An 18,145-nucleotide genomic window follows, 5' to 3' on the forward strand; every position below is an offset into this window, starting at 1 on the left:
CCTCCCCGCCGCCGCGCGCGATGTGCTGCTGGTCGGCAACAAGGGCGAAGATACGCTGGGCATCTATGATCTGGCCGATGGCAAGCCGATCGCGGCGATTCCGACCGGTAACCAGCCGCACGAGATCGTCGTGATGGGCGATGGCAGCCAGGCTGCAGTGGTGTCCTATGGGGGGCACCTCGATCGATGTGATCGACCTCGCCGCGCCCGGCAAGATCGCGACGATCGAGCTGTCACCCAACAAACGCCCGCACGGATTGTTGTGGATGCCGAAGAGCGAGCGGCTGATCGCCACAACCGAGGGCAGCGCATCGGTCGCCATCGTCGAGCCCGACGGGACGCTGACCACGATTGCGACCGGGCAGCAGGGATCTCACATGGTCGCACTGCTGGGCGAGGATCGGGCATTCGTCGCCAATATCGGATCGGGCACGGTCAGCGTGCTGGACCTCAAGGCCAACCGCAAACTCGCCGACATCGTCGTCGGCGGCAAGCCGGAGGGCATTGCCGTCGCCGCCGGCAAGGTGTTTGTCGGCGACTTGACCGCGCCGCGCGTCAGCGTATTCGATGCCGCCACCCACCAGAAGCTCGGCGAACTCACCGTTGGAGGCGCAGCAATCCGCGTCATCGCCAGCCCCGATGGCAGGACCGTCGCGACCAGCAATATCAGTACCGGCAGCGTGACGCTGATCGACACGGCCAGCCATGCGGTATCGCGCAGCTTCCCGATCTCGGGCGAAGCGGCCTCGGGTCAGGTCACGCTGATCTGGTCCGCCGACGGCAAACGCCTCTACGCTGCCGAAACCGCCCGCAACCAGGTGGCCGAGATCGACGCCGCGTCGGGCAAGGTGCTGCGCCGGATCGCCGTCGGCAAGAATGGCGACGGCCTGGCGGTTGCCAAGCTGCCCTGATCATCTTTCGCGCCAGCGACAGCATGGCGATCGGGCAAATTGCGTTCCCTTTCGTCGCGCTCGCACCGCTTTTGCCTGTTCATCGTCATAACGCTTGCGGTATGACGTGATGGAGAGGGGCAGCCGCGTCAGTTACTGTCAGTTGCGAAGTTCGGGGTCGGCGAGCACGTCTCATTGCATTTGGGGTAGAATGCCCCTGCTAGGGAGGAATAGTCCATGCGTGTCGTTCGCAATCTGATCGCCGCCACGGCGCTCGCTTCGATGGCTGCGGGGCCCATCGCCGCTTCGGCGCAGACCGCCACCAGCTCGTCCGGCAAGACCTACAAGGACGGAACGACCAAGGGCGCGTCGTCGGGGCGCCGCGCGCAGGAACGCGGCGTGCGCGACATCCCGCGCTGTACCAGGAATCTCGGCACCGTCGCGATCGTCGAACCCGACAACCAATGGTGGCGCGAGCTGAACCTCGGCAGCCCGGAAGCGGTGCTGAAGGTATTCATTCAGCAATCGGGCTGCTTCACCATCGTCAATCGCGGGCGCGCGATGCAGAGCCGCGCGATGGAGCGCGCGCTGCAGGAACAGGGCGAGATGCAGGCGGGACAGAATGTCGGCAAGGGCCAGGTCCGCACCGCCGACTATTTCCTTCAGCCTGACATCGTCTCGTCGAACAGGGATTCGGGCGGCGGCGGCGTCGGCGCGGCGGTGGGCGGACTGCTCGGTCGGCGCGGCGGCATTTTGGGCGGGGTCGGCGCGATCGCGGGCGGCATCAGCGTCAAGAAGAAGGAGGCCAGCGTCACCCTTTCGATGGTCGATGCCCGCACCACCGAGGAAAAGGCGCTGACCGAGGGCTATGCGCGCAAGACCGATGTCGGCTTTGGCGCAGGTGGCGGATCGGGCTGGTGGGGTGGATTCGCCGCAGCGGGCGGTGCCGGCTACCAGAATACCGATATCGGCCAGGTGATCGTACTCGCCTATCTCGATGCCTATACCAAGCTCGTCTATGAACTGGGCGGCCTGCCCGACGATGCAGCGGCAGCGGCCCCGCCCGCTCGGCGCTGATCGCGCGCGCGAAATCGTTGAGATCGGGGGGCGGAATCACCCATTCCGCCCCCTTTTCGCGTCCATCGACATCCGAAGGATCACTTAACGCGCAATCAACCACGTCTTTACGCGCTTCGGTATAGACCTGTGGGGCAAAGCGATCCCCAGGGATGCCGGATAGGCCGGCATAGTTGCTTCGCGGGGGACCATGGGACCTGAAACGGCACGGACAGCAGGATTAGGGGTGCCTCCGGCACGCTCGTCACGCTCGTCGCCGCTGATGGGAGCGCGGCACATCCATATCTGGCGCGCCTCACCCGCGGCATTATGCCGCTGCGAGACCTGGGCGATCTTGCCCACCAGATTTGTCTGCTCCACGCGCGCCACCCCGACCTGTTCGAACAGGCAGCCGCCCAGTCGCGCCAGCCCGCCAATGCCGAATGGCTGGCGCAGGCGGTATCAGCCTTTGCCGCCGAGCGCGCCTATCTCGTCCGCGTCGTCGCCGCCGCCGGGCCGATGCCCAGCACGCCAGGTCAAGCCGCGTCCGAAGCCGCCGTCACCGCGCAGCGCCACGCGCTCGACATGCTCGCCCAGTCCGACCGCAACGGCTGTGCCGACGGCACGGCGATCGCGCTCGCGCTCGACTGGCCGGCAATCCGCACCGTGCTGGACGTGCTGGCCGAACGGCTGGGGATCGAACCGCCCGAATGCCAGCTGCCCCCGGCGTTCGAGACCGCGACCGTCATCGACGTTCTGGCAGGATCGCTGTCGGTCGAGCGCGCGATGGCGTTCGGCGCGCAACAGATGCTGGCGCAGCATCGCGGGCTGATCGACCTGCTCGAAGCGCGCGCTTCGGCGCGCGGAGCGCACTAACCCGCTTGCGCGCACGCCCCTTCCCCCGCTAGTCCATACCCGATCTTCCAATTTGACCGGGGACCGGAATGCGCTTCGAAGGCACGCAGGATTATGTCGCGACCGACGATCTCAAGGTTGCAGTCAACGCCGCCGTCACGCTGCGCCGTCCGTTGCTGGTCAAGGGCGAGCCGGGTACCGGCAAGACCGTCCTCGCCTATGAGATCGCCAAGGCGGTCGGCGCGCCGCTGATCGAATGGAACGTCAAATCGACGACCAAGGCGCATCAGGGCCTGTATGAATATGACGCGGTCGCACGGTTGCGCGACGGCCAGCTCGGCGATCCGCGCGTCCACGAGATTTCGAATTACATCCGCAAGGGCAAGTTGTGGGATGCCTTCACCTCGCCCCAGCTCCCCGTCCTGCTGATCGACGAGATCGACAAGGCCGACATCGAATTCCCCAACGACCTGCTCCACGAGCTCGATCGCATGGAATTCCATGTCTATGAGACCGGCGAGACCGTCCGCGCCGCCGAGCGCCCGATCGTGGTCATCACGTCGAACAACGAGAAGGAACTGCCCGACGCCTTCCTGCGCCGCTGCTTCTTCCACTACATCAAATTCCCCGATCGCGGCACGATGCAGGCGATCATCGACGTCCATTTCCCCGGCATCCAGAAGATCCTGGTGAGCAAGGCGATGGATATCTTCTACGACATCCGCGAAGTGCCGGGCCTCAAGAAAAAGCCGAGCACCAGCGAACTTCTCGACTGGCTCAAGCTGCTGCTGCACGAGGATATGCCGCTCGACGTCCTGCAGAACCGCGATCCGACCAAGGCGATCCCCCCGCTCCATGGCGCGCTGCTCAAGAATGAGCAGGATGTGATGCTGTTCGAACGGCTCGCCTTCATGGCGCGGCGGCAGCAGGGCAAGTAAACGGGCGCTGCGGCCCTACTCCCCATATCCCGCGACATGTTCGAAGATCAGCGTCAGCGCCGCGCGGTCCGCTTCGTCTATCTCCGGGCGCCAGATTTCGAACAACAGCACCACGCGGGTATCCTGCCCGTCATTCCACGCCTCATGCTCGATCGAATCGTCGAATATCAGCATCTGCCCCTCTTCCCACTGCCGCGTCTCGTTGCCGACGCGGAAGCGGCAGCCCGGGGGGACGATCAGTGGCAAATGACAGATCAGGCGCGTGTTGAGGAAGCCGGTGTGCGCCGGAATGTGCATGCCCGGCTTCAGCATCGAGAACAGCGCCATCGGTGAGCGTTTCGCGATCTCCGGGATCGGAGCCAGTTCCAGCGCGGCCATCGTCGCGGGACAACGATCGGCATGGTCGGCGACGCGCGCGCCCCCCTGCCACAGATAATAGGCGCCCCAGCGCGGATCGCCGACCATCGCGTTGCGCTTGGCCGGGCGGTTGGGGTCCGACTCGACATAGGGCGAAAACGCCCCCTCGTCCGCCAGGATTGCGGTCAGTTCGTCGCGGATCGCATCGGTGCGCGCTTCCATCGCGGGTACCCAGTCGAACGTGGCGCGGTCGTAGAATTGCTTCTGGGGCAAGCCAGGGAAGTAGAAGCTCTGCGGCTGCTGGACATAGATTTGCCGCTTGCCGGTCAGGATCTCCAGCGCCTCTGTCACGCGCGGGCTGCGTTGCGCGTCAGTCAGCCCGGCCTCGTCGAGGCGGCTCCAGATGCTCGCCGCATGCTCCGCCGAAATCGCGTCGAGCGCCGCCTTGGCCCGGTGCAGCATCGCGTTGAGCGCCGGGGAAACCTGCGGCACCTGTGCTGCCGTCTGGATCGCGGTCGCATAGAAGGCCGTCGCCGCCTTGCTGTCGCCGAGCTCGCGGCGGCAATCGGCCTTGAAGATCATCGCACCGACATGGCGCGGGTCGATCGCCAGCACACGATCGACCGCCGGCTCGGCCGACGCCCAGTCGCCGAGCAGGACATGCGCCTGAACCACCAGCAGATGCGGCTCGTCCGCGCGCCCGGACAGCGGGGCCAACGCCGCCAGCGCGCCGCGTCCGTCGCCGCGCCGCAGCGCCTCTGCGGCCTGTTGGTGGAGCGCTGCCGCCTGCTGCGTCGTGATCGTCATCGCGCCACTATAGGCACCGCGCGGTGTGCGGCAATCAGGCGGCGACGCGCACCACGAGCTTGCCGATCGCGCCACGGTCGGCGAGCTTGGCGATCGCCTTGCCGCCATCCTCGAACGCGAACACCTCGCTGACGTGCGGGTTGATCTTGCCTTCCTCCCACAAGCGGAAGAGGTGGTCGACATGCGCGGCGTTGGCCTTGGGATCGCGCGCGGCAAAGGCCCCCCAGAACACGCCGCACACGTCGCAGCTCTTGAGCAGGGTCAGGTTGAGCGCCAGCTTGGGGATGCCGGCGGGGAAACCGACGACGAGGTAGCGCCCTTCCCATGCGATTGAGCGCAGCGCAGGTTCGGCATAGTCGCCGCCGACGGGGTCGTAGATCACGTTCGCGCCGTCGGGGCCGACCGCGGCCTTGAACTGCTCCGCCAGCGCCTTGGACGCATCCTTGTCGAACGGTGCGCGACCATAGATCACGGTTTCGTCCGCGCCCGCCGCCTTGGCGGCCGCCGCCTTTTCCGCGCTCGACACCGCCGCGACGACGCGCGCGCCGAACGCCTTGCCCAGCTCGACCACCGACAGGCCGATCCCGCCCGCCGCGCCGAGCACTAGCAGCGTGTCGCCGGCCTTTAAATGCCCGCGATCGAGCAGCGCGTGGATGCTGGTGCCATAGGTCATCAGCAGCGACGCGCCCTGTTCGAAGCTCTTGCCCTCGGGCAGGCGGTAGAGGCGGCGGCGCTCGACCGCGACCTTTTCCGCCAGGCCGTTCCAGCCGGTCGATCCCAGTACGCGGTCGCCGGGCTTGAGGTCTTCGACCCCCTCGCCCACCGCCTCGACCACGCCCGCAATCTCGCCGCCCGGCGCGAAGGGGCGCGGGGGTTTGAACTGGTACTTGTCCTCGATGATGATGACGTCGGGATAGTTGATCGCGCACGCCTTGACCGCGACCACCACCTCACCGGGCTTGGCCACCGGGTCCGGCAGCTCGCCCATGGTTAGAGTTTCAGGTCCGCCCACTTCCTTCGACAACAAGGCCCGCATCACCGCTCTCCTTACCGATCCACGGTCGCTCTGCGGCGACCATCGATTCGAATTTCGAAATCACGGTATCCTTTGCCAGCGTCAGCCCGACCTCGTCCAGCCCCTGCATCAGGCAATCGCGGCGGAACGGGTCCATCTCGAACGCGAAGCGGTCCTGATAGGGCGTCGTGACGGTCATCGTTTCAAGATCGATGGTGACGGGATCGGTCTTCGCCACCTCGATCAGCCGGTCGATCGCGTCCTGTGGCAGCACCACCGCGACGATACCGTTCTTGAACGCATTGCCGGAGAAGATGTCGGAGTAGCTCGGCGCGATCACCGCGGTGATGCCCATGTCCTTCAATGCCCATGCGGCATGCTCGCGGCTCGACCCACATCCGAAATTGTCGCCCGCGATCAGGATCGGCGACCCGGCATAAGCGGGGTCGTCGAAGATGTTGCCCGGCTGCGCGCGGACGCTCTCGAACGCGCCCTTGCCCAGCCCCTCGCGGCTGATCGTCTTGAGCCAATGCGCGGGGATGATGATGTCGGTGTCGATATTCTTGGCGCCCCAGGGGTAGGCGCGTCCTTCGACCTTGCGGACAGGGTCCATGGTTCAGCTCCAGCTGTCTAGCGGGCGCATGACATCGCGGCCAGCGTCACCACGCCGCCCGGCTGTCCGCCCGCGAAAAATGAAAGGCCTGTCCGGCGCGCTCAGCGCACCGGCGCAGTCACCTGTGCGCTGGCCCGCGCTTCGCCGACGGTGAAGTTGGTGGTCGCATAGACCGCCGCCGCGCCGCTCAAGATCGTGCCTGCGATCAATGCCACCAAAACGCGCTTCACAGGTCATCCCCCGGTTGAGACCCCCATCAGGTCCCGCACGTCCGTCAGTCTGCCAGTCACCGCCGCCGCCGCCGCCATTGCGGGCGAGACGAGGTGGGTACGCGCTCCCGGACCCTGCCGTCCTACGAAATTTCTGTTGGAAGTGGAAGCACATCTCTCGCCCGGCGGCACCTTGTCCGGGTTCATCGCGAGACACATCGAACAGCCCGGTTCACGCCACTCGAAACCGGCGGCGGTGAAGATGCGGTCGAGCCCCTCGGCCTCGGCCTGGCGCTTGACCAGGCCCGAGCCGGGGACGATCAGCGCCTGGCGCACGCCGTCGGCGACCTTGCGTCCGTTCACCACGGCGGCGGCGGCGCGCAGATCCTCGATCCGGCTGTTGGTGCAGCTGCCGATGAAGATATTCTCGACCGCGATATCCTGCATCCGCGTGCCGGGGGTCAGGCCCATATAGTCGAGCGACTTCTGCGCCGCGACGCGTTTCGACGGGTCGGCGAAGCTCTCCGGATCGGGGACGACGCCGGTGATCGGCACGACATCCTCGGGGCTCGTTCCCCAGGTCAGCGAAGGGGCAATATCGCTGCCTTGCAACGTCACCACGCGATCATAGATCGCGCCCGGATCGGTCGGCAGCGACCGCCACCATGCCAAGGCTTTATCCCAATGCTCGCCCTTGGGCGCCATCGGGCGGCCCTTCAGATAGGCATAGGTCGTCTCGTCCGGCGCGATCAGGCCGGAGCGCGCACCGCCCTCGATCGACATGTTGCTGACCGTCAGCCGCCCCTCGATCGACAGGCTGCGGATCACATCGCCGGTATATTCGACGACGTAGCCGGTGCCGCCCGCAGCTCCCGTCTTGCCGATGATCGCCAGAATCACGTCCTTGGCACTGACACCATAGCCGAGCGTGCCATCGACGCGGATTTCCATCGTTTTGGACTGGCTGAGCAGCAGGGTCTGGGTCGCGAGCACATGCTCGACCTCGCTCGTCCCGATGCCGAAGGCGAGCGCGCCCAGCGCGCCATGCGCCGAGGTATGACTGTCGCCGCACACCAGGGTCGTGCCCGGCAGGGTAAAGCCCTGTTCCGGCCCGACGACATGGACGATCCCCTGTTCCGGCGCAGTCGCGCCGAAATAGTCGATGCCGAATTCGGCGACGTTGCGCTCGAGCGCGGCGAGCTGCTGCGCGCTCTCATGGTCGGCGATCGGCAGCCGGTTGCCCGCCGCATCGATCCGCGCGGTGGTGGGGAGGTTATGATCGGGCACGGCGAGCGTCAGGTCGGGACGGCGCACGCGACGGCCATTGGCGCGAAGCCCCTCGAACGCCTGCGGGCTGGTCACCTCATGGACGAGGTGGCGGTCGATATAGATGAGGCAGGTGCCGTCCTCACGCCGTTCGACGACGTGCGCGGCCCAGATCTTCTCGTAAAGCGTAAGCGGTTTGCTGGCCATGATGCCGCCCCCTTACGCCTTTGTTGCGCCGGGGCAAGCGCAGGCGACATTTTCTGAGGCGAAGCGCGGCTTCATGCGCGCTGCCGGGCACTCTCCTGCGGCGACACATAATCAGCGTCATGTGCGAAGGGCAACGGGGCACCAGCGCGCAAGGCGTCGAGTACCTGCGCAAACCCGGTATCGAACGCGAAACCCAGGTCGCGCTGGATGCGTCCGCTGTCATAGACCCGACCGATCTGCTGCGGCAGCGCCCAGCCGCGCGCAGCATAGAGCGCCTCGGCATCAGGAAAGTGACGCGCAATCACGGCGCGGGCATCGTGCTTCAGCGCAGCGGCTTCGTCGCGCGTGAATGGAGTGGGAGAGGAGACGATGTAGGTGCCGAACCCGATTTCGGGTGCTTTGACCAGCGCAGCGACATGCGCGCGCGCCGCATCCTCGACGGTCAGGCGACGGTTGAGCAGCTCATTCGCCTTGAGATTCTCGCCCGGCGGATGCCTGTGCGTATCGTCATCCTCAGGGAAGAAGCGCCCAGTGCGCAGCACGATGCAGTTCAGACGATGCTCGGCATGGAACAGGCGGCACAATTGCTCCGCCGCGAACTTGGTGGCGCCATAGATGTTGCGCGGTTCGATCGGGCCGCTGGCCTCGTCGAGCCACACCGCCGCGTCGCCCGCCTCGTCGCGGATCGACTGGCTGATCATCAGCGATGTGGTCGAGGTGAACACGAACCGGTCATGCCCCGCCGCGACCGCTGCCTCGAGCAGGTTGAGCGTGCCGGTCACATTGACGTCGACGAATGCCCGTTTGGAATAGCGTGCAATGTCGGGCTTGTGCAGCGCGCCGCCATGAATCACCGCTTCGATCCCGCGTTCGGCAAAGACCCGGTCGATCGCGCTCCGGTCGGCGACGCTCGCGATCACATCGGTATCGTCTCCCGGCGCGACGTCGAGGCCGGTGACTTCATGTCCCTCCGCGCGCAACATCGGCGCGAGGAAGCGGCCGAGCCAGCCCGACGAACCGGTGAGCAGGACATTCACTATCGCGTGCTCCCGCGCCACAGCCCCGCGACGGTCAGTCCGCCGAACAGCGCGCCCTCCAGCACGCCGGTCAGCACGCGGCTGCGCAGTCCGAAGCCGCTTTCGCCGAGCAACGCGCCGATCCGGCCTAGGTCGAGCCGTGCTCCGTCCATCGTCTGGGTCAGCACGTCGATGCTGCCCGCGAGCAGCCGTCCGCCGAGCAGCGCGATGACGAGCCCTGCAAGTGCACCGCAACCCGCGCCGGTCAGCCCGGCGAAGCGCGCATCCGATCCGCGACGCCGCGCGGCGATCCAGTAGGCGAGCCCCACCGCGCCGCCCAGCGCCAGCCCCTCGGGCGCGCCCGTAATCCCTGCCGGCGCACGCCCGAGCAGCAGGGCGAATGCGTCGATGCCGAGCAACTTTGCCACCGCCCCGACGACCAGTCCCGCCAGCGCGCCGCCAAGAATCGCCAGCGGGGTCCCGCCACGGTGCACCCCCGCTGCGATGCCAAACGCCACCGCGCCGCCGCCGATCGCGGCGACGGCGATGGTGATGCACGCCAGCACCAGCACGATCGACAGCACGCCGCTCTGCACCGGCACCGCCAGCGTCGCGCCGAGCACGCCATAGGCCAGCCCGCCGATGACACCCGCCGCGACCGCGCCTGCGGTGCCGGTCGCGCCCATGCGCCAGATCAGCGACTGCACGAGCGCCGCGTCGAGCACCGCTGGCGTTGGCGGGAGCGGCGACGGCGCATCTTCCCCCTCGACCGTGCCGACGAAGCGATAGCCGAATTTCGGCACCGTAGCGATGAAGCGCGGATCGCCGGCCTCGTCGCCCAGCGTCCGCCGCAGCGTGCGGATGCACTGGGTCAGCGCCTCGTCGGTCACCGGGATGCCGCGCCACACCGCGTCCATGAACCGGTCCTTCGTAACCAACTGCCCACGCTCGCGCACCAGCAGGATCAGCGCGTCAAGATAGCGCGCATTGAGCGCGACCTCCGCCCCGTCGCGGCGCAGCTGGCGCTCGGCGCTGTCGAGCTCGAAGCCCGCGAAACGATAGATGACGGGGTCCATGTCGATTTCAGCGAAGCCTCAGATCCTGCTCATGCCGCTCACCCCCGTTTCGGGCGATGGAGTGGCATCAGCAATTCATGGAGACAAGCAAGTGGTTGAACAAGCGAAGAGTGGCGGGATGTGGCGCAACCCGTGGCGGCTGATCGGATGGGGCGGGATCGCCGCGCTGATGCTGACCCCGGCGATCGCGATGCGGTTTACCGATGAGGTCAACTGGACGGTCGGCGACTTTGTCTTCGCGGCGCTGATATTCGGCAGCGTCGGGCTGGCGGTCGAACTGACGGTGCGCGCCAATCCGTCGTCATCCTATCGCGCAGGGGTCGGCATCGCGCTCGCCGCGTCGTTCCTGACGATCTGGATCAACCTGGCGGTCGGGATCGTCGGGAATGAGGACAACCCGGTCAACGCGCTGTTCTTCCTGGTCCCGCTGGTCGCGGTAGCGGGCAGCTTGCTGGGCGGGTTTCGCGCGCGCTTCATGGCGATTGCAGCGGCGCTCGCCGCGGCGGCCCAGCTGGGCGTGATGCTCTATATCTGGCTGACGGGTCAGGGATTTCCGATCGGGGTCACCGTCTTTTTCGGGACACTCTGGCTGGTCTCGGCGGCGCTGTTTCGACAGGCGGCGCGGCGGGGGTAGCCGCATCCCTCCCCTGCCCCGCAGAGGAGATGGCAGCAAGAAGTGCCGACGGAGGGGCGGCCGCACAGCGGGCCGTGGGCAGCTCGGCGAAATTCCGCCCTCTGCGGGGCGGCCCCTCCACCACCACTTTGCGGCGGTCCCCCTCCCCCAGCGAGCTGGGGAAGGAATTGGAGGTTATGCCGCCGCCAATGCGACCTCATAATGCGCCGTCGTCTTCGCCGCGAGGTCGTCCTCGGTCACGCCGGGGGCCAGCTCGATCAGGCGGAACGGCGAGTCATGGTCGGGACGCTGGAACACCGCCAGATCGGTGATGATCATGTCGACGACATTCTTTCCGGTCAGCGGCAGCGTGCATTCGGGGATGAACTTGGGGCTGCCGTCCTTGGCGTTGTGCTCCATCACCACGATGATCTTCTTGACCCCGGCGACCAGGTCCATCGCGCCGCCCATGCCCTTGATCATCTTGCCCGGGATCATCCAGTTGGCGATGTCGCCGGTCTCGCTGATTTCCATCGCACCCAGCACGGTCAGGTCGATATGCCCGCCGCGGATCATCGCGAAGCTCTGCTCCGACCCGAAATAGACGGATTGCGGGAGTTCGCTGATCGTCTGTTTGCCCGCGTTGATCAGGTCGGGGTCTTCCTCGCCTTCATAGGGGAACGGGCCGATGCCGAGCATCCCGTTCTCCGACTGTAACGTCACCTCGACCCCCTCGGGGATGTGGTTCGCGACCAGGGTCGGAATGCCGATGCCCAGATTGACGTAATATCCGTCCTTCAGTTCCTTCGCGGCGCGCGCGGCCATTTCATCGCGGGTCCAGGGCATAATCCTACTCCTTGGGCAATTCGGTTGTCGGGGTCGCGGTGCTGCGCACCGGGTTGGGCAGCAGGAACCATCCTGCGCCCCAAAGGGGGGCGATCATCGTCTCGGTGGCCGCAATCGGGCGTTGCATGGCATCGCGCCGGTCGAACTGGTCGCTGAACTCACTCAAAGAGTCGCCGACGATCGCGATGACGCAATACCGCTTGGCGACGCTGTGCCGTACCTGATCGCCGGTCATCTCCGGTACGCCACCCCGCAGGAACAGCGTCGTTCCCGGAACAACCGGGCCCAGGCCGAGTTGGTCGAGCAAACGGGCTGCGTCCGGCGCACCCGCCTGCTCCCGCGCGCTCATGAAGATCGCCTCCACGCCCTCGCGGCGCGCTGCCTCGATCCCCTCAACCGCGCCGGGAACCGCGACCAGCTGGTCGCTGCCATCTCCCCTCCACCGCCGCCACCGCGCATCGCGATCGCCCCCTTCGTCATTCTCGTCGAGGTCGAAGAGGATGGCGAGCGGCTTTGACCCGCAAGGCTCGTAGCGCGGCGCTTCGAGGTCTGCCCCCGGAACAAGGACCACCGACTTGGGCGTCACGCCGCCGCGCCGGGCCGCGACCTGGCCGTCCACATAGGTCCAAAGCGCCTGATACGCCTGGAGGCTGCGCGCGGCCGTCTCGCCCGATCGAGCGGGACCGGGCCGCGTGGTCGGCGCCGGCAGCCCGCCCGCGACAGGCGGCCCGCCCGGACTCGGCAACGCGGCCGGCAATGGCGTACCCTGCGGAACCGCCTTCGCGCCCTCCAACTCGCGCATGAGGTCGCGCGCCTGCTGGGTCGCCAGCGGCGGCGGCGCTTCGTCGCGCGCGGCTGACGGTGCGGAGACACCCGCCTCACGCTCCTTCTCTAACGCTGCCTCGCGCTTGGCCAGCGCGTTGCCGCCGATCGCCGCTCCGGCTACCACCGGAATCGCCGCCGCGACGCATCCACTGCACAGCAGCCCCGCCGCGCCAAGCGTCAGCAAGGCGCGCAAGCGGCTCACGCCGCGTCGCTGTCCGCGCGCTGGCGGACGGTGCGGAACTCGATCTTCTTGTCGTAGGGCGCGCCGACAATCATCCGCTTCACATAGATGCCGGGCAGGTGGATCTGGTCGGGGTCGAGGCTGCCGACCGGCACCACTTCCTCGACCTCGGCGACGCAGATGTTGGCCGCGGTCGCCATCGGCTGGTTGAAGTTGCGCGCGGTCTTGCGGAAGATCAGGTTGCCCGCCTCGTCCGCCTTCCACCCCTTGATGATCGCCAGGTCGGCGCGGATGCCGCGCTCCAGGATGTATTCCTGCCCGTCGAACACCTTGACCTCCTTGCCCTCGGCCACCTTCGTGCCAACGCCCGTCTTGGTGTAAAAGCCGGGGATGCCGGCCCCGCCCGCGCGGCAGCGCTCGGCCAGCGTGCCCTGGGGACAGAATTCGACTTCCAGCTCGCCGCTCAGATATTGCCGCTCGAACTCCTTGTTCTCGCCGACATAGGACGAGATCATCTTGCGGACCTGACGGCTGCGCAGCAGCTTGCCCAGGCCCTCATTGTCGATCCCTGCATTGTTGCTGGCAATGGTCAGATCGCGGGTTCCGGCGGCCTGGATCGCGTCGATCAGCCGCTCGGGAATGCCGGAAAGGCCGAAGCCACCAGCGCAAATCGTCATGCCGTCGTACAACAGCCCTTCCAGCGCCGCCTCGGCATTCGGGTACAGCTTCTTCATCGCCGCGAGTCTCTCCTAAGCCCAATAGGGGCGCGATAGTCGCGGGCGGTAAGCGTGGTCAAGCGAACCTGAACCGACTTTCAACTTTGTTGCGTGTTAGTGTGTTACATTAGCGCAACACTATCGGAAAATTGTTACCAGTCCGCTCTGTATATCATTGCCGTTCAGATTCGCGCTCCTACATCCGCCGCGCCTGCTCATTCGCAGGCGCAACATAACATAATAAGGGATGTAACATGCGTATCCTCACCATCGCGGCGCTCGCCGCTGCCACCTGTGCGACCCCCGCTTTCGCGCAGGACGCCGACAGCTTCACCGGCCCCAGCATCTCGGTCTTCACCGGCATGGAACAGGTCAACACCGATGGCCCGGACGAAACCGGCATCATCTATGGCGTCACCGCAGGCTATGACGTCGATCTGGGCAAGGCCGTTGTCGGCATCGAGCTGGAAGCAGCCGAGAGCAACACCGATTATTGCGAAACCGCGGTCCTCGTCGCTTCGGACTCGCTGTGCACCAAGGCAAGTCGCGACCTGTATGCGGGCGCGCGCGCGGGCATCAAGGTCGGCGGATCCTCGCTCGCCTATGTGAAGGGTGGCTACACCAACGCGCGCGTTGATGTCGATTATGTCGGCGGTGCCGCTGCTCCGGGTGCCGATTTTTCGGATCACGAGAATCTTGACGGCTTCCGCGTCGGCGCTGGTGCCGAACATCGCCTGGCGTCGGGCGTCACCGTGAAGGTCGAATATCGCTATTCGGACTATGAGCAGGATGTGAGCCGCCATCAGGGCCTGATCGGCGTCGGCTTCCGCTTCTGATCGGCTAGGTCGGGAACAGGGGTCGTGCGACATGCGTTGCACGGCCCCTTTTTCATGGCGATGGGCGGACGTTGCAATGCGACGAATTCACGCTGCATTGCGGCAAATGCAGTGCCCGAGCCGTTGAAGCATTAACCAATGGGCGATAAGCTCCGATCGGCTTCCGGGGGCGGGATCAGAATAGCATGCTTGAATTTTCGGTGTTCATCTACGGGCTTTTGTCGGCATTTGTGCTGATTTCCGCGGAGCAGAACCGCCGCGCCGCCCGGCCCAACCCCGCGATGGTCACCGCCGTCGGCTGGGGTCTGTTCTCGATGTCGTCGACGCTTGCAATCTTGTGCGGTGCAGTGGGCATCGCCCTCGCCTTTGGCGTCGCGGTCCCGGGCCTTCCGGCACTTTAAAAAATCGCGGGGCGACCATAGGCCACCCCGCAAGGGCTTGGGAAGGTTGGAGGGACGTGTCCGTTAGCGGACCGAACCGCGGCGAACCAGATTGACGATCCCGAGCAGCACGACCGCGCCCAGGAACGAGATCAGCAGCGAGGTCGCACTGAACGACCCTTGGGTGATGGTGCCGCCACCGATCATCGGCGCAATCAGCAAGCCCGCGAGCAGCGCGCCCACGATTCCGACCACGATGTTGAGGAAAATGCCCTGCTGGGCATCGGTGCGCATCACGATGCTGGCCAGCCAGCCCAGCACGCCACCGACGATCAGCAATACGATCAGGTTGATCATCTTGTGTCTCCCATATCCGTCTCGGCATTGCCGAGTTAAAGGCACTACGGTTGAAACCGCCGGACGTTCCGCATCGGAACGATTTTGCCGCCGACCGGGAGAGCCATATGCCGATCTATGCCTTTGAAGACGTCGCGCCGCAGATCGACCCGGATGCCTGGGTCGCACCGAGTGCCGATGTGATCGGCGATGCGCGGCTGGCGGCGGAATCAAGCGTGTGGTTCGGTGCGGTGATCCGCGCCGACAACACCCCGATCATTCTCGGCGCGCGCAGCAATGTTCAGGAGGGGGCGATGCTCCACTCCGACCCCGGCGTGCCGCTGACCGTGGGCGAGGATTGCACGATCGGCCATCACGCCATCCTGCACGGCTGCACGATCGGCAACCGTGTGCTGGTCGGCATGGGGGCAATCATCCTAAATCGCGCGGTGATCGGCGACGATTGCCTGATCGGCGCCGGCGCGCTGGTGACCGAGGGCAAGGAATTTCCGCCCGGCAGCCTGATCGTCGGCAGCCCCGCCCGCGCGATCCGAGAGGTGGACGCGACGACGCGCGCGGGATTGCTGTTCTCGGCACAGAATTATGCCGAGCGGCAGGGGCGGTTTCGGGCGGGGCTGCGACAAATCGGCTAGAATCGAATTTCCGGTACGCCCACCCTTGCCGTTTACGTAAAGCATCTGGACACCCCATTCGGTTCGTCTATGAAACGGGTATGGCCCTGCCCGCTCTCTTCGATCGCCTGCGGCTGCCCGTGATCGGGTCGCCGCTGTTCATCGTCTCCGGTCCCGAACTGGTCATTGCCCAGTGCAAGGCCGGCATCGTCGGCTCCTTTCCCGCGCTCAACGCGCGGCCGCAGAGCCAGCTCGACGAGTGGCTTCACCAGATCACCGAGGAACTGGCCGCGTGGAACCGCGACAATCCCGGTCGCCCCGCCGCCCCGTTCGCGGTCAATCAGATCGTCCACCGCTCGAACGACCGGCTCGAGGCCGATCTCGCCACCTGTGGCAAGTGGCAGGTGCCGATCGTCATCACTTCGCTCGGCGCTCAGGAGCAGCTGAATCAGGCGGTGCACAGCTGGGGCGGCATCACGCTGCACGACGTCATCAACGACCGGTTCGCGCACAAGGCGGTGGAAAAGGGCGCGGACGGCCTGATCCTGGTCTGCACCGGCGCGGGCGGCCATGCCGGGCAGCTCAGCCCCTTCGCGTTCGTTCAGGAAACGCGCGCCTGGTTCGACGGCCCGGTCATCCTGTCGGGATCGATCGCCAATGGTGGCGCAATCCTGGCCGCACAGGCGATGGGCGCCGACCTCGCCTATATCGGATCGCCGTTCATCGCGACGGCGGAAGCGAATGCCGAAGCGAGCTACAAGCAGGGCATCGTCGACAGCGGCGCGTCCGATATTGTCTATACCAATCTGTTCACCGGGGTGCACGGCAACTATCTGCGCCGTTCGATCGAGGCGGCGGGGCTCGACCCCGACAATCTGCCCGAAAGCGATCCGAGCAAGATGAATTTCGGATCGGGCGGAAATTCGAAGGCGAAGGCGTGGCGCGACATCTGGGGTTCGGGCCAGGGCATCGGCGCGGTGCACGCGGTGCAGCCGGTGGCGGAGTTCGTCGACCGGCTGGACGCGGAATATCGCGCGGCGCGGGCGCGGATCGCGGCGCTGTCGAACGGCGGGTGGAGCGCCTGACCATTTCGTCACCCCGGGCTTGACCCGGGGTGACGAAAGAATTGGCCCAGCTTAACGTTCAAGCCGCCAGACGGCGTGCTTTTTCCAGCTTTTTCATCAGCATCTGGCGCTTGAGCCGCGAGAGGTGGTCGAGGAACACGATCCCCTCGAGGTGATCCATCTCATGCTGGATGCAGGTCGCGAGCAGGCCGGTGAACACCTCGTCATGCGCCGCGCCCTGTTCGTCCAGCCACTTGACCCGGCAGGTGGCGGGACGGTCGACATCGGCGAACTGGTCGGGGACCGACAGACACCCCTCGGTATAGGTGTTCATCTCGTCCGCGGGGTCGAGAATTTCGGGGTTGATGAAGACGCGCGGGGCCTTGATCGGCTTGCCTTCTTCGTCTTCCTCCTCCTGCAAGTCCATCACGATCACGCGCTTCGGCACGCCGACCTGAATCGCGGCGAGCCCGATGCCGGGCGCATCGTACATGGTGTCGAACATGTCGGCGATCAACGCGCGCAACTCGTCATCGACCTTCTCGACGGGGGTGGAGACGGTCTTGAGACGCGGATCGGGAACTTCGACGATAGGGAGAATAGCCATCGCGCCAATTTAGGTGTTGGCCCGGGCGGGGTCAATTACGCGCGACCCGCAGATTTCCGATCAGTGTGATCAGGCAACCGGCCGCCGCGCGCGCAGCGCCTGGGCCAGCGTGCCCTCGTCGAGATAATCCAGCTCGCCGCCGACCGGCAGGCCGTGCGCCAGCTGGGTCAGCCGGACCGGATAGCCCTCGAGCCGCTCGGCGATGTAATGCGCGGTCGTCTGCCCCTCCAGCGTGGCGTTCATCGCGAGCACCACCTCGTCCACTCCACCCCCTGCGACGCGGGTGACGAGGCTGTCGATGGCGAGGTCTTCGGGCCGCACCCCGTCGAGCGCCGAGAGCTTGCCGCCCAGCACATGGAATTTGCCGGGAAACAGGCGCGAGCGTTCCAGCGCCCACAGATCCGCCACTTCCTCGACCACGCACAGCTGCCGCGTGTCCCGGCGCGGATCGGCGCAGATCGCGCACGGGTCCGACGTGTCGACATTGCCGCAGATCGAACAGGTCGCGAGCCGTTCGCTCACCGCCTCAAGCGCGCGCAGCAGCGGGTCGAGAGCGGTCTCGCGCTTCTTGAGCAGATGCAGCACCGCCCGCCGCGCCGATCGCGGGCCAAGGCCGGGGAGCCGCGACAGGGCTTGGGTGAGGGTTTCGATCTCGGGCGATGCCATGGGCGGGATGTAGTCGAGACATATCACGAACGCCAGTCACCCTCACCCTTCCGGCGCTTCGTGCCTCCCTCCCTCTCCCATTGGGAGAGGGAGGGAGGGTGAGGGTGACTGGCGCAACCCGCTGCAATGGCGCTACAG

At 66.2% G+C, this 18,145-nt stretch carries 22 protein-coding genes; 9 read left to right on the forward strand and 13 right to left on the reverse strand.

The features are described 5' to 3' along the window. Nucleotides 1-167: 167 nt before the first annotated feature. From LRS08_RS01425 to LRS08_RS01440, 4 genes are all read left to right on the forward strand, one after another. The gene (locus LRS08_RS01425) at nucleotides 168-911 is read left to right on the forward strand and encodes a YncE family protein (RefSeq protein ID WP_260481245.1); all 744 of its coding nucleotides are present in this window, start codon (nucleotides 168-170) and stop codon (nucleotides 909-911) included. A gap of 216 nt (nucleotides 912-1,127) precedes the next feature. Beyond that, on the forward strand, nucleotides 1,128-1,967 hold the full coding sequence (locus LRS08_RS01430; protein ID WP_257845215.1) for a penicillin-binding protein activator LpoB: 840 nt from the start codon (nucleotides 1,128-1,130) through the stop codon (nucleotides 1,965-1,967). A gap of 219 nt (nucleotides 1,968-2,186) precedes the next feature. After that, nucleotides 2,187-2,822 carry a DUF6975 family protein gene (locus tag LRS08_RS01435; protein WP_409456289.1) on the forward strand — a complete coding sequence of 212 codons (636 nt, stop codon included), beginning with the start codon at nucleotides 2,187-2,189 and terminating at the stop codon, nucleotides 2,820-2,822. Nucleotides 2,823-2,890: 68 nt separating this feature from the next. After that, complete coding sequence (locus LRS08_RS01440) at nucleotides 2,891-3,739, forward strand: MoxR family ATPase (protein WP_257845213.1); 849 nt, start codon at nucleotides 2,891-2,893, stop codon at nucleotides 3,737-3,739. A 15-nt stretch (nucleotides 3,740-3,754) separates the two neighbouring features. Here the strand turns inward: LRS08_RS01440 and LRS08_RS01445 are convergent, their stop codons facing one another. From LRS08_RS01445 to LRS08_RS01475, 7 genes are all read right to left on the reverse strand, one after another. Then, entirely contained in the window at nucleotides 3,755-4,903 is a 1,149-nt protein-coding gene (locus LRS08_RS01445) for an aspartyl/asparaginyl beta-hydroxylase domain-containing protein (RefSeq protein ID WP_257845212.1), read from the reverse strand. 34 nt (nucleotides 4,904-4,937) lie between these two features. Further along, complete coding sequence (locus LRS08_RS01450; protein ID WP_257845211.1) at nucleotides 4,938-5,939, reverse strand: NADPH:quinone oxidoreductase family protein; 1,002 nt, start codon at nucleotides 5,937-5,939, stop codon at nucleotides 4,938-4,940. Beyond that, nucleotides 5,902-6,531 carry a 3-isopropylmalate dehydratase small subunit gene (gene leuD / locus LRS08_RS01455; protein WP_260481247.1) on the reverse strand — a complete coding sequence of 210 codons (630 nt, stop codon included), beginning with the start codon at nucleotides 6,529-6,531 and terminating at the stop codon, nucleotides 5,902-5,904. The genes LRS08_RS01450 and leuD overlap by 38 nt, the downstream gene beginning before the upstream one ends. Nucleotides 6,532-6,632: 101 nt before the next feature. Next, the gene (locus LRS08_RS01460; protein ID WP_257845209.1) at nucleotides 6,633-6,761 is read right to left on the reverse strand and encodes a hypothetical protein; all 129 of its coding nucleotides are present in this window, start codon (nucleotides 6,759-6,761) and stop codon (nucleotides 6,633-6,635) included. A 3-nt stretch (nucleotides 6,762-6,764) separates the two neighbouring features. Beyond that, nucleotides 6,765-8,213: a 3-isopropylmalate dehydratase large subunit gene (leuC, locus tag LRS08_RS01465; protein ID WP_257845208.1), complete on the reverse strand. Its 1,449-nt coding sequence runs from the start codon at nucleotides 8,211-8,213 to the stop codon at nucleotides 6,765-6,767. A gap of 71 nt (nucleotides 8,214-8,284) precedes the next feature. Then, on the reverse strand, nucleotides 8,285-9,250 hold the full coding sequence (locus LRS08_RS01470; RefSeq protein WP_257845207.1) for an NAD-dependent epimerase/dehydratase family protein: 966 nt from the start codon (nucleotides 9,248-9,250) through the stop codon (nucleotides 8,285-8,287). Then, nucleotides 9,250-10,305, reverse strand: a complete 1,056-nt coding sequence (locus tag LRS08_RS01475) for a transcriptional regulator (protein ID WP_257845205.1) — start codon at nucleotides 10,303-10,305, stop codon at nucleotides 9,250-9,252. Before LRS08_RS01475 ends, LRS08_RS01470 begins: the two co-directional genes overlap by 1 nt. A gap of 91 nt (nucleotides 10,306-10,396) precedes the next feature. On the opposite strand from LRS08_RS01475, the gene LRS08_RS01480 reads away from it, so the two are divergent. Next, the gene (locus tag LRS08_RS01480) at nucleotides 10,397-10,939 is read left to right on the forward strand and encodes a hypothetical protein (protein ID WP_257845204.1); all 543 of its coding nucleotides are present in this window, start codon (nucleotides 10,397-10,399) and stop codon (nucleotides 10,937-10,939) included. A gap of 174 nt (nucleotides 10,940-11,113) precedes the next feature. On the opposite strand, the gene LRS08_RS01485 is transcribed toward LRS08_RS01480, so the two are convergent. The 3 genes from LRS08_RS01485 to LRS08_RS01495 are packed head-to-tail and all read right to left on the reverse strand — an operon-like array spanning nucleotide 11,114 to nucleotide 13,504. Beyond that, nucleotides 11,114-11,764: a CoA transferase subunit B gene (locus LRS08_RS01485; RefSeq protein WP_257845203.1), complete on the reverse strand. Its 651-nt coding sequence runs from the start codon at nucleotides 11,762-11,764 to the stop codon at nucleotides 11,114-11,116. 4 nt (nucleotides 11,765-11,768) lie between these two features. Beyond that, the gene (locus tag LRS08_RS01490; RefSeq protein ID WP_257845202.1) at nucleotides 11,769-12,791 is read right to left on the reverse strand and encodes an HAD family acid phosphatase; all 1,023 of its coding nucleotides are present in this window, start codon (nucleotides 12,789-12,791) and stop codon (nucleotides 11,769-11,771) included. After that, nucleotides 12,788-13,504 (reverse strand): CoA transferase subunit A, encoded by a 717-nt coding sequence (locus tag LRS08_RS01495; protein ID WP_257845201.1) that lies wholly within the window; start codon nucleotides 13,502-13,504, stop codon nucleotides 12,788-12,790. Before LRS08_RS01495 ends, LRS08_RS01490 begins: the two co-directional genes overlap by 4 nt. A 236-nt stretch (nucleotides 13,505-13,740) precedes the next feature. Here LRS08_RS01495 and LRS08_RS01500 point away from each other — a divergent pair, with 236 nt between their 5' ends. After that, nucleotides 13,741-14,322, forward strand: a complete 582-nt coding sequence (locus LRS08_RS01500; RefSeq protein ID WP_257845200.1) for an outer membrane protein — start codon at nucleotides 13,741-13,743, stop codon at nucleotides 14,320-14,322. Nucleotides 14,323-14,507: 185 nt separating this feature from the next. Then, nucleotides 14,508-14,723: a hypothetical protein gene (locus LRS08_RS01505; protein WP_257845199.1), complete on the forward strand. Its 216-nt coding sequence runs from the start codon at nucleotides 14,508-14,510 to the stop codon at nucleotides 14,721-14,723. A gap of 63 nt (nucleotides 14,724-14,786) precedes the next feature. Here the strand turns inward: LRS08_RS01505 and LRS08_RS01510 are convergent, their stop codons facing one another. Then, nucleotides 14,787-15,056, reverse strand: a complete 270-nt coding sequence (locus LRS08_RS01510) for a GlsB/YeaQ/YmgE family stress response membrane protein (protein ID WP_257845525.1) — start codon at nucleotides 15,054-15,056, stop codon at nucleotides 14,787-14,789. 110 nt (nucleotides 15,057-15,166) lie between these two features. Between LRS08_RS01510 and LRS08_RS01515 the strand changes: the two genes are divergently transcribed. Further along, nucleotides 15,167-15,691, forward strand: a complete 525-nt coding sequence (locus LRS08_RS01515; RefSeq protein WP_257845198.1) for a gamma carbonic anhydrase family protein — start codon at nucleotides 15,167-15,169, stop codon at nucleotides 15,689-15,691. A gap of 80 nt (nucleotides 15,692-15,771) precedes the next feature. Beyond that, complete coding sequence (locus tag LRS08_RS01520; RefSeq protein ID WP_257845197.1) at nucleotides 15,772-16,755, forward strand: nitronate monooxygenase family protein; 984 nt, start codon at nucleotides 15,772-15,774, stop codon at nucleotides 16,753-16,755. 58 nt (nucleotides 16,756-16,813) lie between these two features. On the opposite strand, the gene def is transcribed toward LRS08_RS01520, so the two are convergent. After that, nucleotides 16,814-17,341, reverse strand: a complete 528-nt coding sequence (def, locus tag LRS08_RS01525; RefSeq protein ID WP_260481248.1) for a peptide deformylase — start codon at nucleotides 17,339-17,341, stop codon at nucleotides 16,814-16,816. 69 nt (nucleotides 17,342-17,410) lie between these two features. Further along, nucleotides 17,411-18,007 carry a recombination mediator RecR gene (gene recR, locus LRS08_RS01530; RefSeq protein ID WP_257845195.1) on the reverse strand — a complete coding sequence of 199 codons (597 nt, stop codon included), beginning with the start codon at nucleotides 18,005-18,007 and terminating at the stop codon, nucleotides 17,411-17,413. Nucleotides 18,008-18,145: the final 138 nt, after the last annotated feature.

This window comes from Sphingomonas sp. J315, from assembly GCF_024666595.1.
GTDB lineage: Bacteria > Pseudomonadota > Alphaproteobacteria > Sphingomonadales > Sphingomonadaceae > Sphingomonas.

What these genes read in the sequence shown, in the direction of transcription:
- LRS08_RS01425 (WP_260481245.1), top strand. Translation starts at nt 168, where the DNA reads ATGGGGGGCACCTCGATCGATGTGATCGACCTCGCCGCGCCCGGCAAG.
- LRS08_RS01430 (WP_257845215.1), top strand. Translation starts at nt 1,128, where the DNA reads ATGCGTGTCGTTCGCAATCTGATCGCCGCCACGGCGCTCGCTTCGATG.
- LRS08_RS01440 (WP_257845213.1), top strand. Translation starts at nt 2,891, where the DNA reads ATGCGCTTCGAAGGCACGCAGGATTATGTCGCGACCGACGATCTCAAG.
- LRS08_RS01445 (WP_257845212.1), bottom strand. Translation starts at nt 4,903, where the DNA reads ATGACGATCACGACGCAGCAGGCGGCAGCGCTCCACCAACAGGCCGCA.
- LRS08_RS01450 (WP_257845211.1), bottom strand. Translation starts at nt 5,939, where the DNA reads ATGCGGGCCTTGTTGTCGAAGGAAGTGGGCGGACCTGAAACTCTAACC.
- leuD (WP_260481247.1), bottom strand. Translation starts at nt 6,531, where the DNA reads ATGGACCCTGTCCGCAAGGTCGAAGGACGCGCCTACCCCTGGGGCGCC.
- leuC (WP_257845208.1), bottom strand. Translation starts at nt 8,213, where the DNA reads ATGGCCAGCAAACCGCTTACGCTTTACGAGAAGATCTGGGCCGCGCAC.
- LRS08_RS01475 (WP_257845205.1), bottom strand. Translation starts at nt 10,305, where the DNA reads ATGGACCCCGTCATCTATCGTTTCGCGGGCTTCGAGCTCGACAGCGCC.
- LRS08_RS01485 (WP_257845203.1), bottom strand. Translation starts at nt 11,764, where the DNA reads ATGCCCTGGACCCGCGATGAAATGGCCGCGCGCGCCGCGAAGGAACTG.
- LRS08_RS01495 (WP_257845201.1), bottom strand. Translation starts at nt 13,504, where the DNA reads ATGAAGAAGCTGTACCCGAATGCCGAGGCGGCGCTGGAAGGGCTGTTG.
- LRS08_RS01500 (WP_257845200.1), top strand. Translation starts at nt 13,741, where the DNA reads ATGCGTATCCTCACCATCGCGGCGCTCGCCGCTGCCACCTGTGCGACC.
- LRS08_RS01505 (WP_257845199.1), top strand. Translation starts at nt 14,508, where the DNA reads ATGCTTGAATTTTCGGTGTTCATCTACGGGCTTTTGTCGGCATTTGTG.
- LRS08_RS01515 (WP_257845198.1), top strand. Translation starts at nt 15,167, where the DNA reads ATGCCGATCTATGCCTTTGAAGACGTCGCGCCGCAGATCGACCCGGAT.
- LRS08_RS01520 (WP_257845197.1), top strand. Translation starts at nt 15,772, where the DNA reads ATGGCCCTGCCCGCTCTCTTCGATCGCCTGCGGCTGCCCGTGATCGGG.
- def (WP_260481248.1), bottom strand. Translation starts at nt 17,341, where the DNA reads ATGGCTATTCTCCCTATCGTCGAAGTTCCCGATCCGCGTCTCAAGACC.
- recR (WP_257845195.1), bottom strand. Translation starts at nt 18,007, where the DNA reads ATGGCATCGCCCGAGATCGAAACCCTCACCCAAGCCCTGTCGCGGCTC.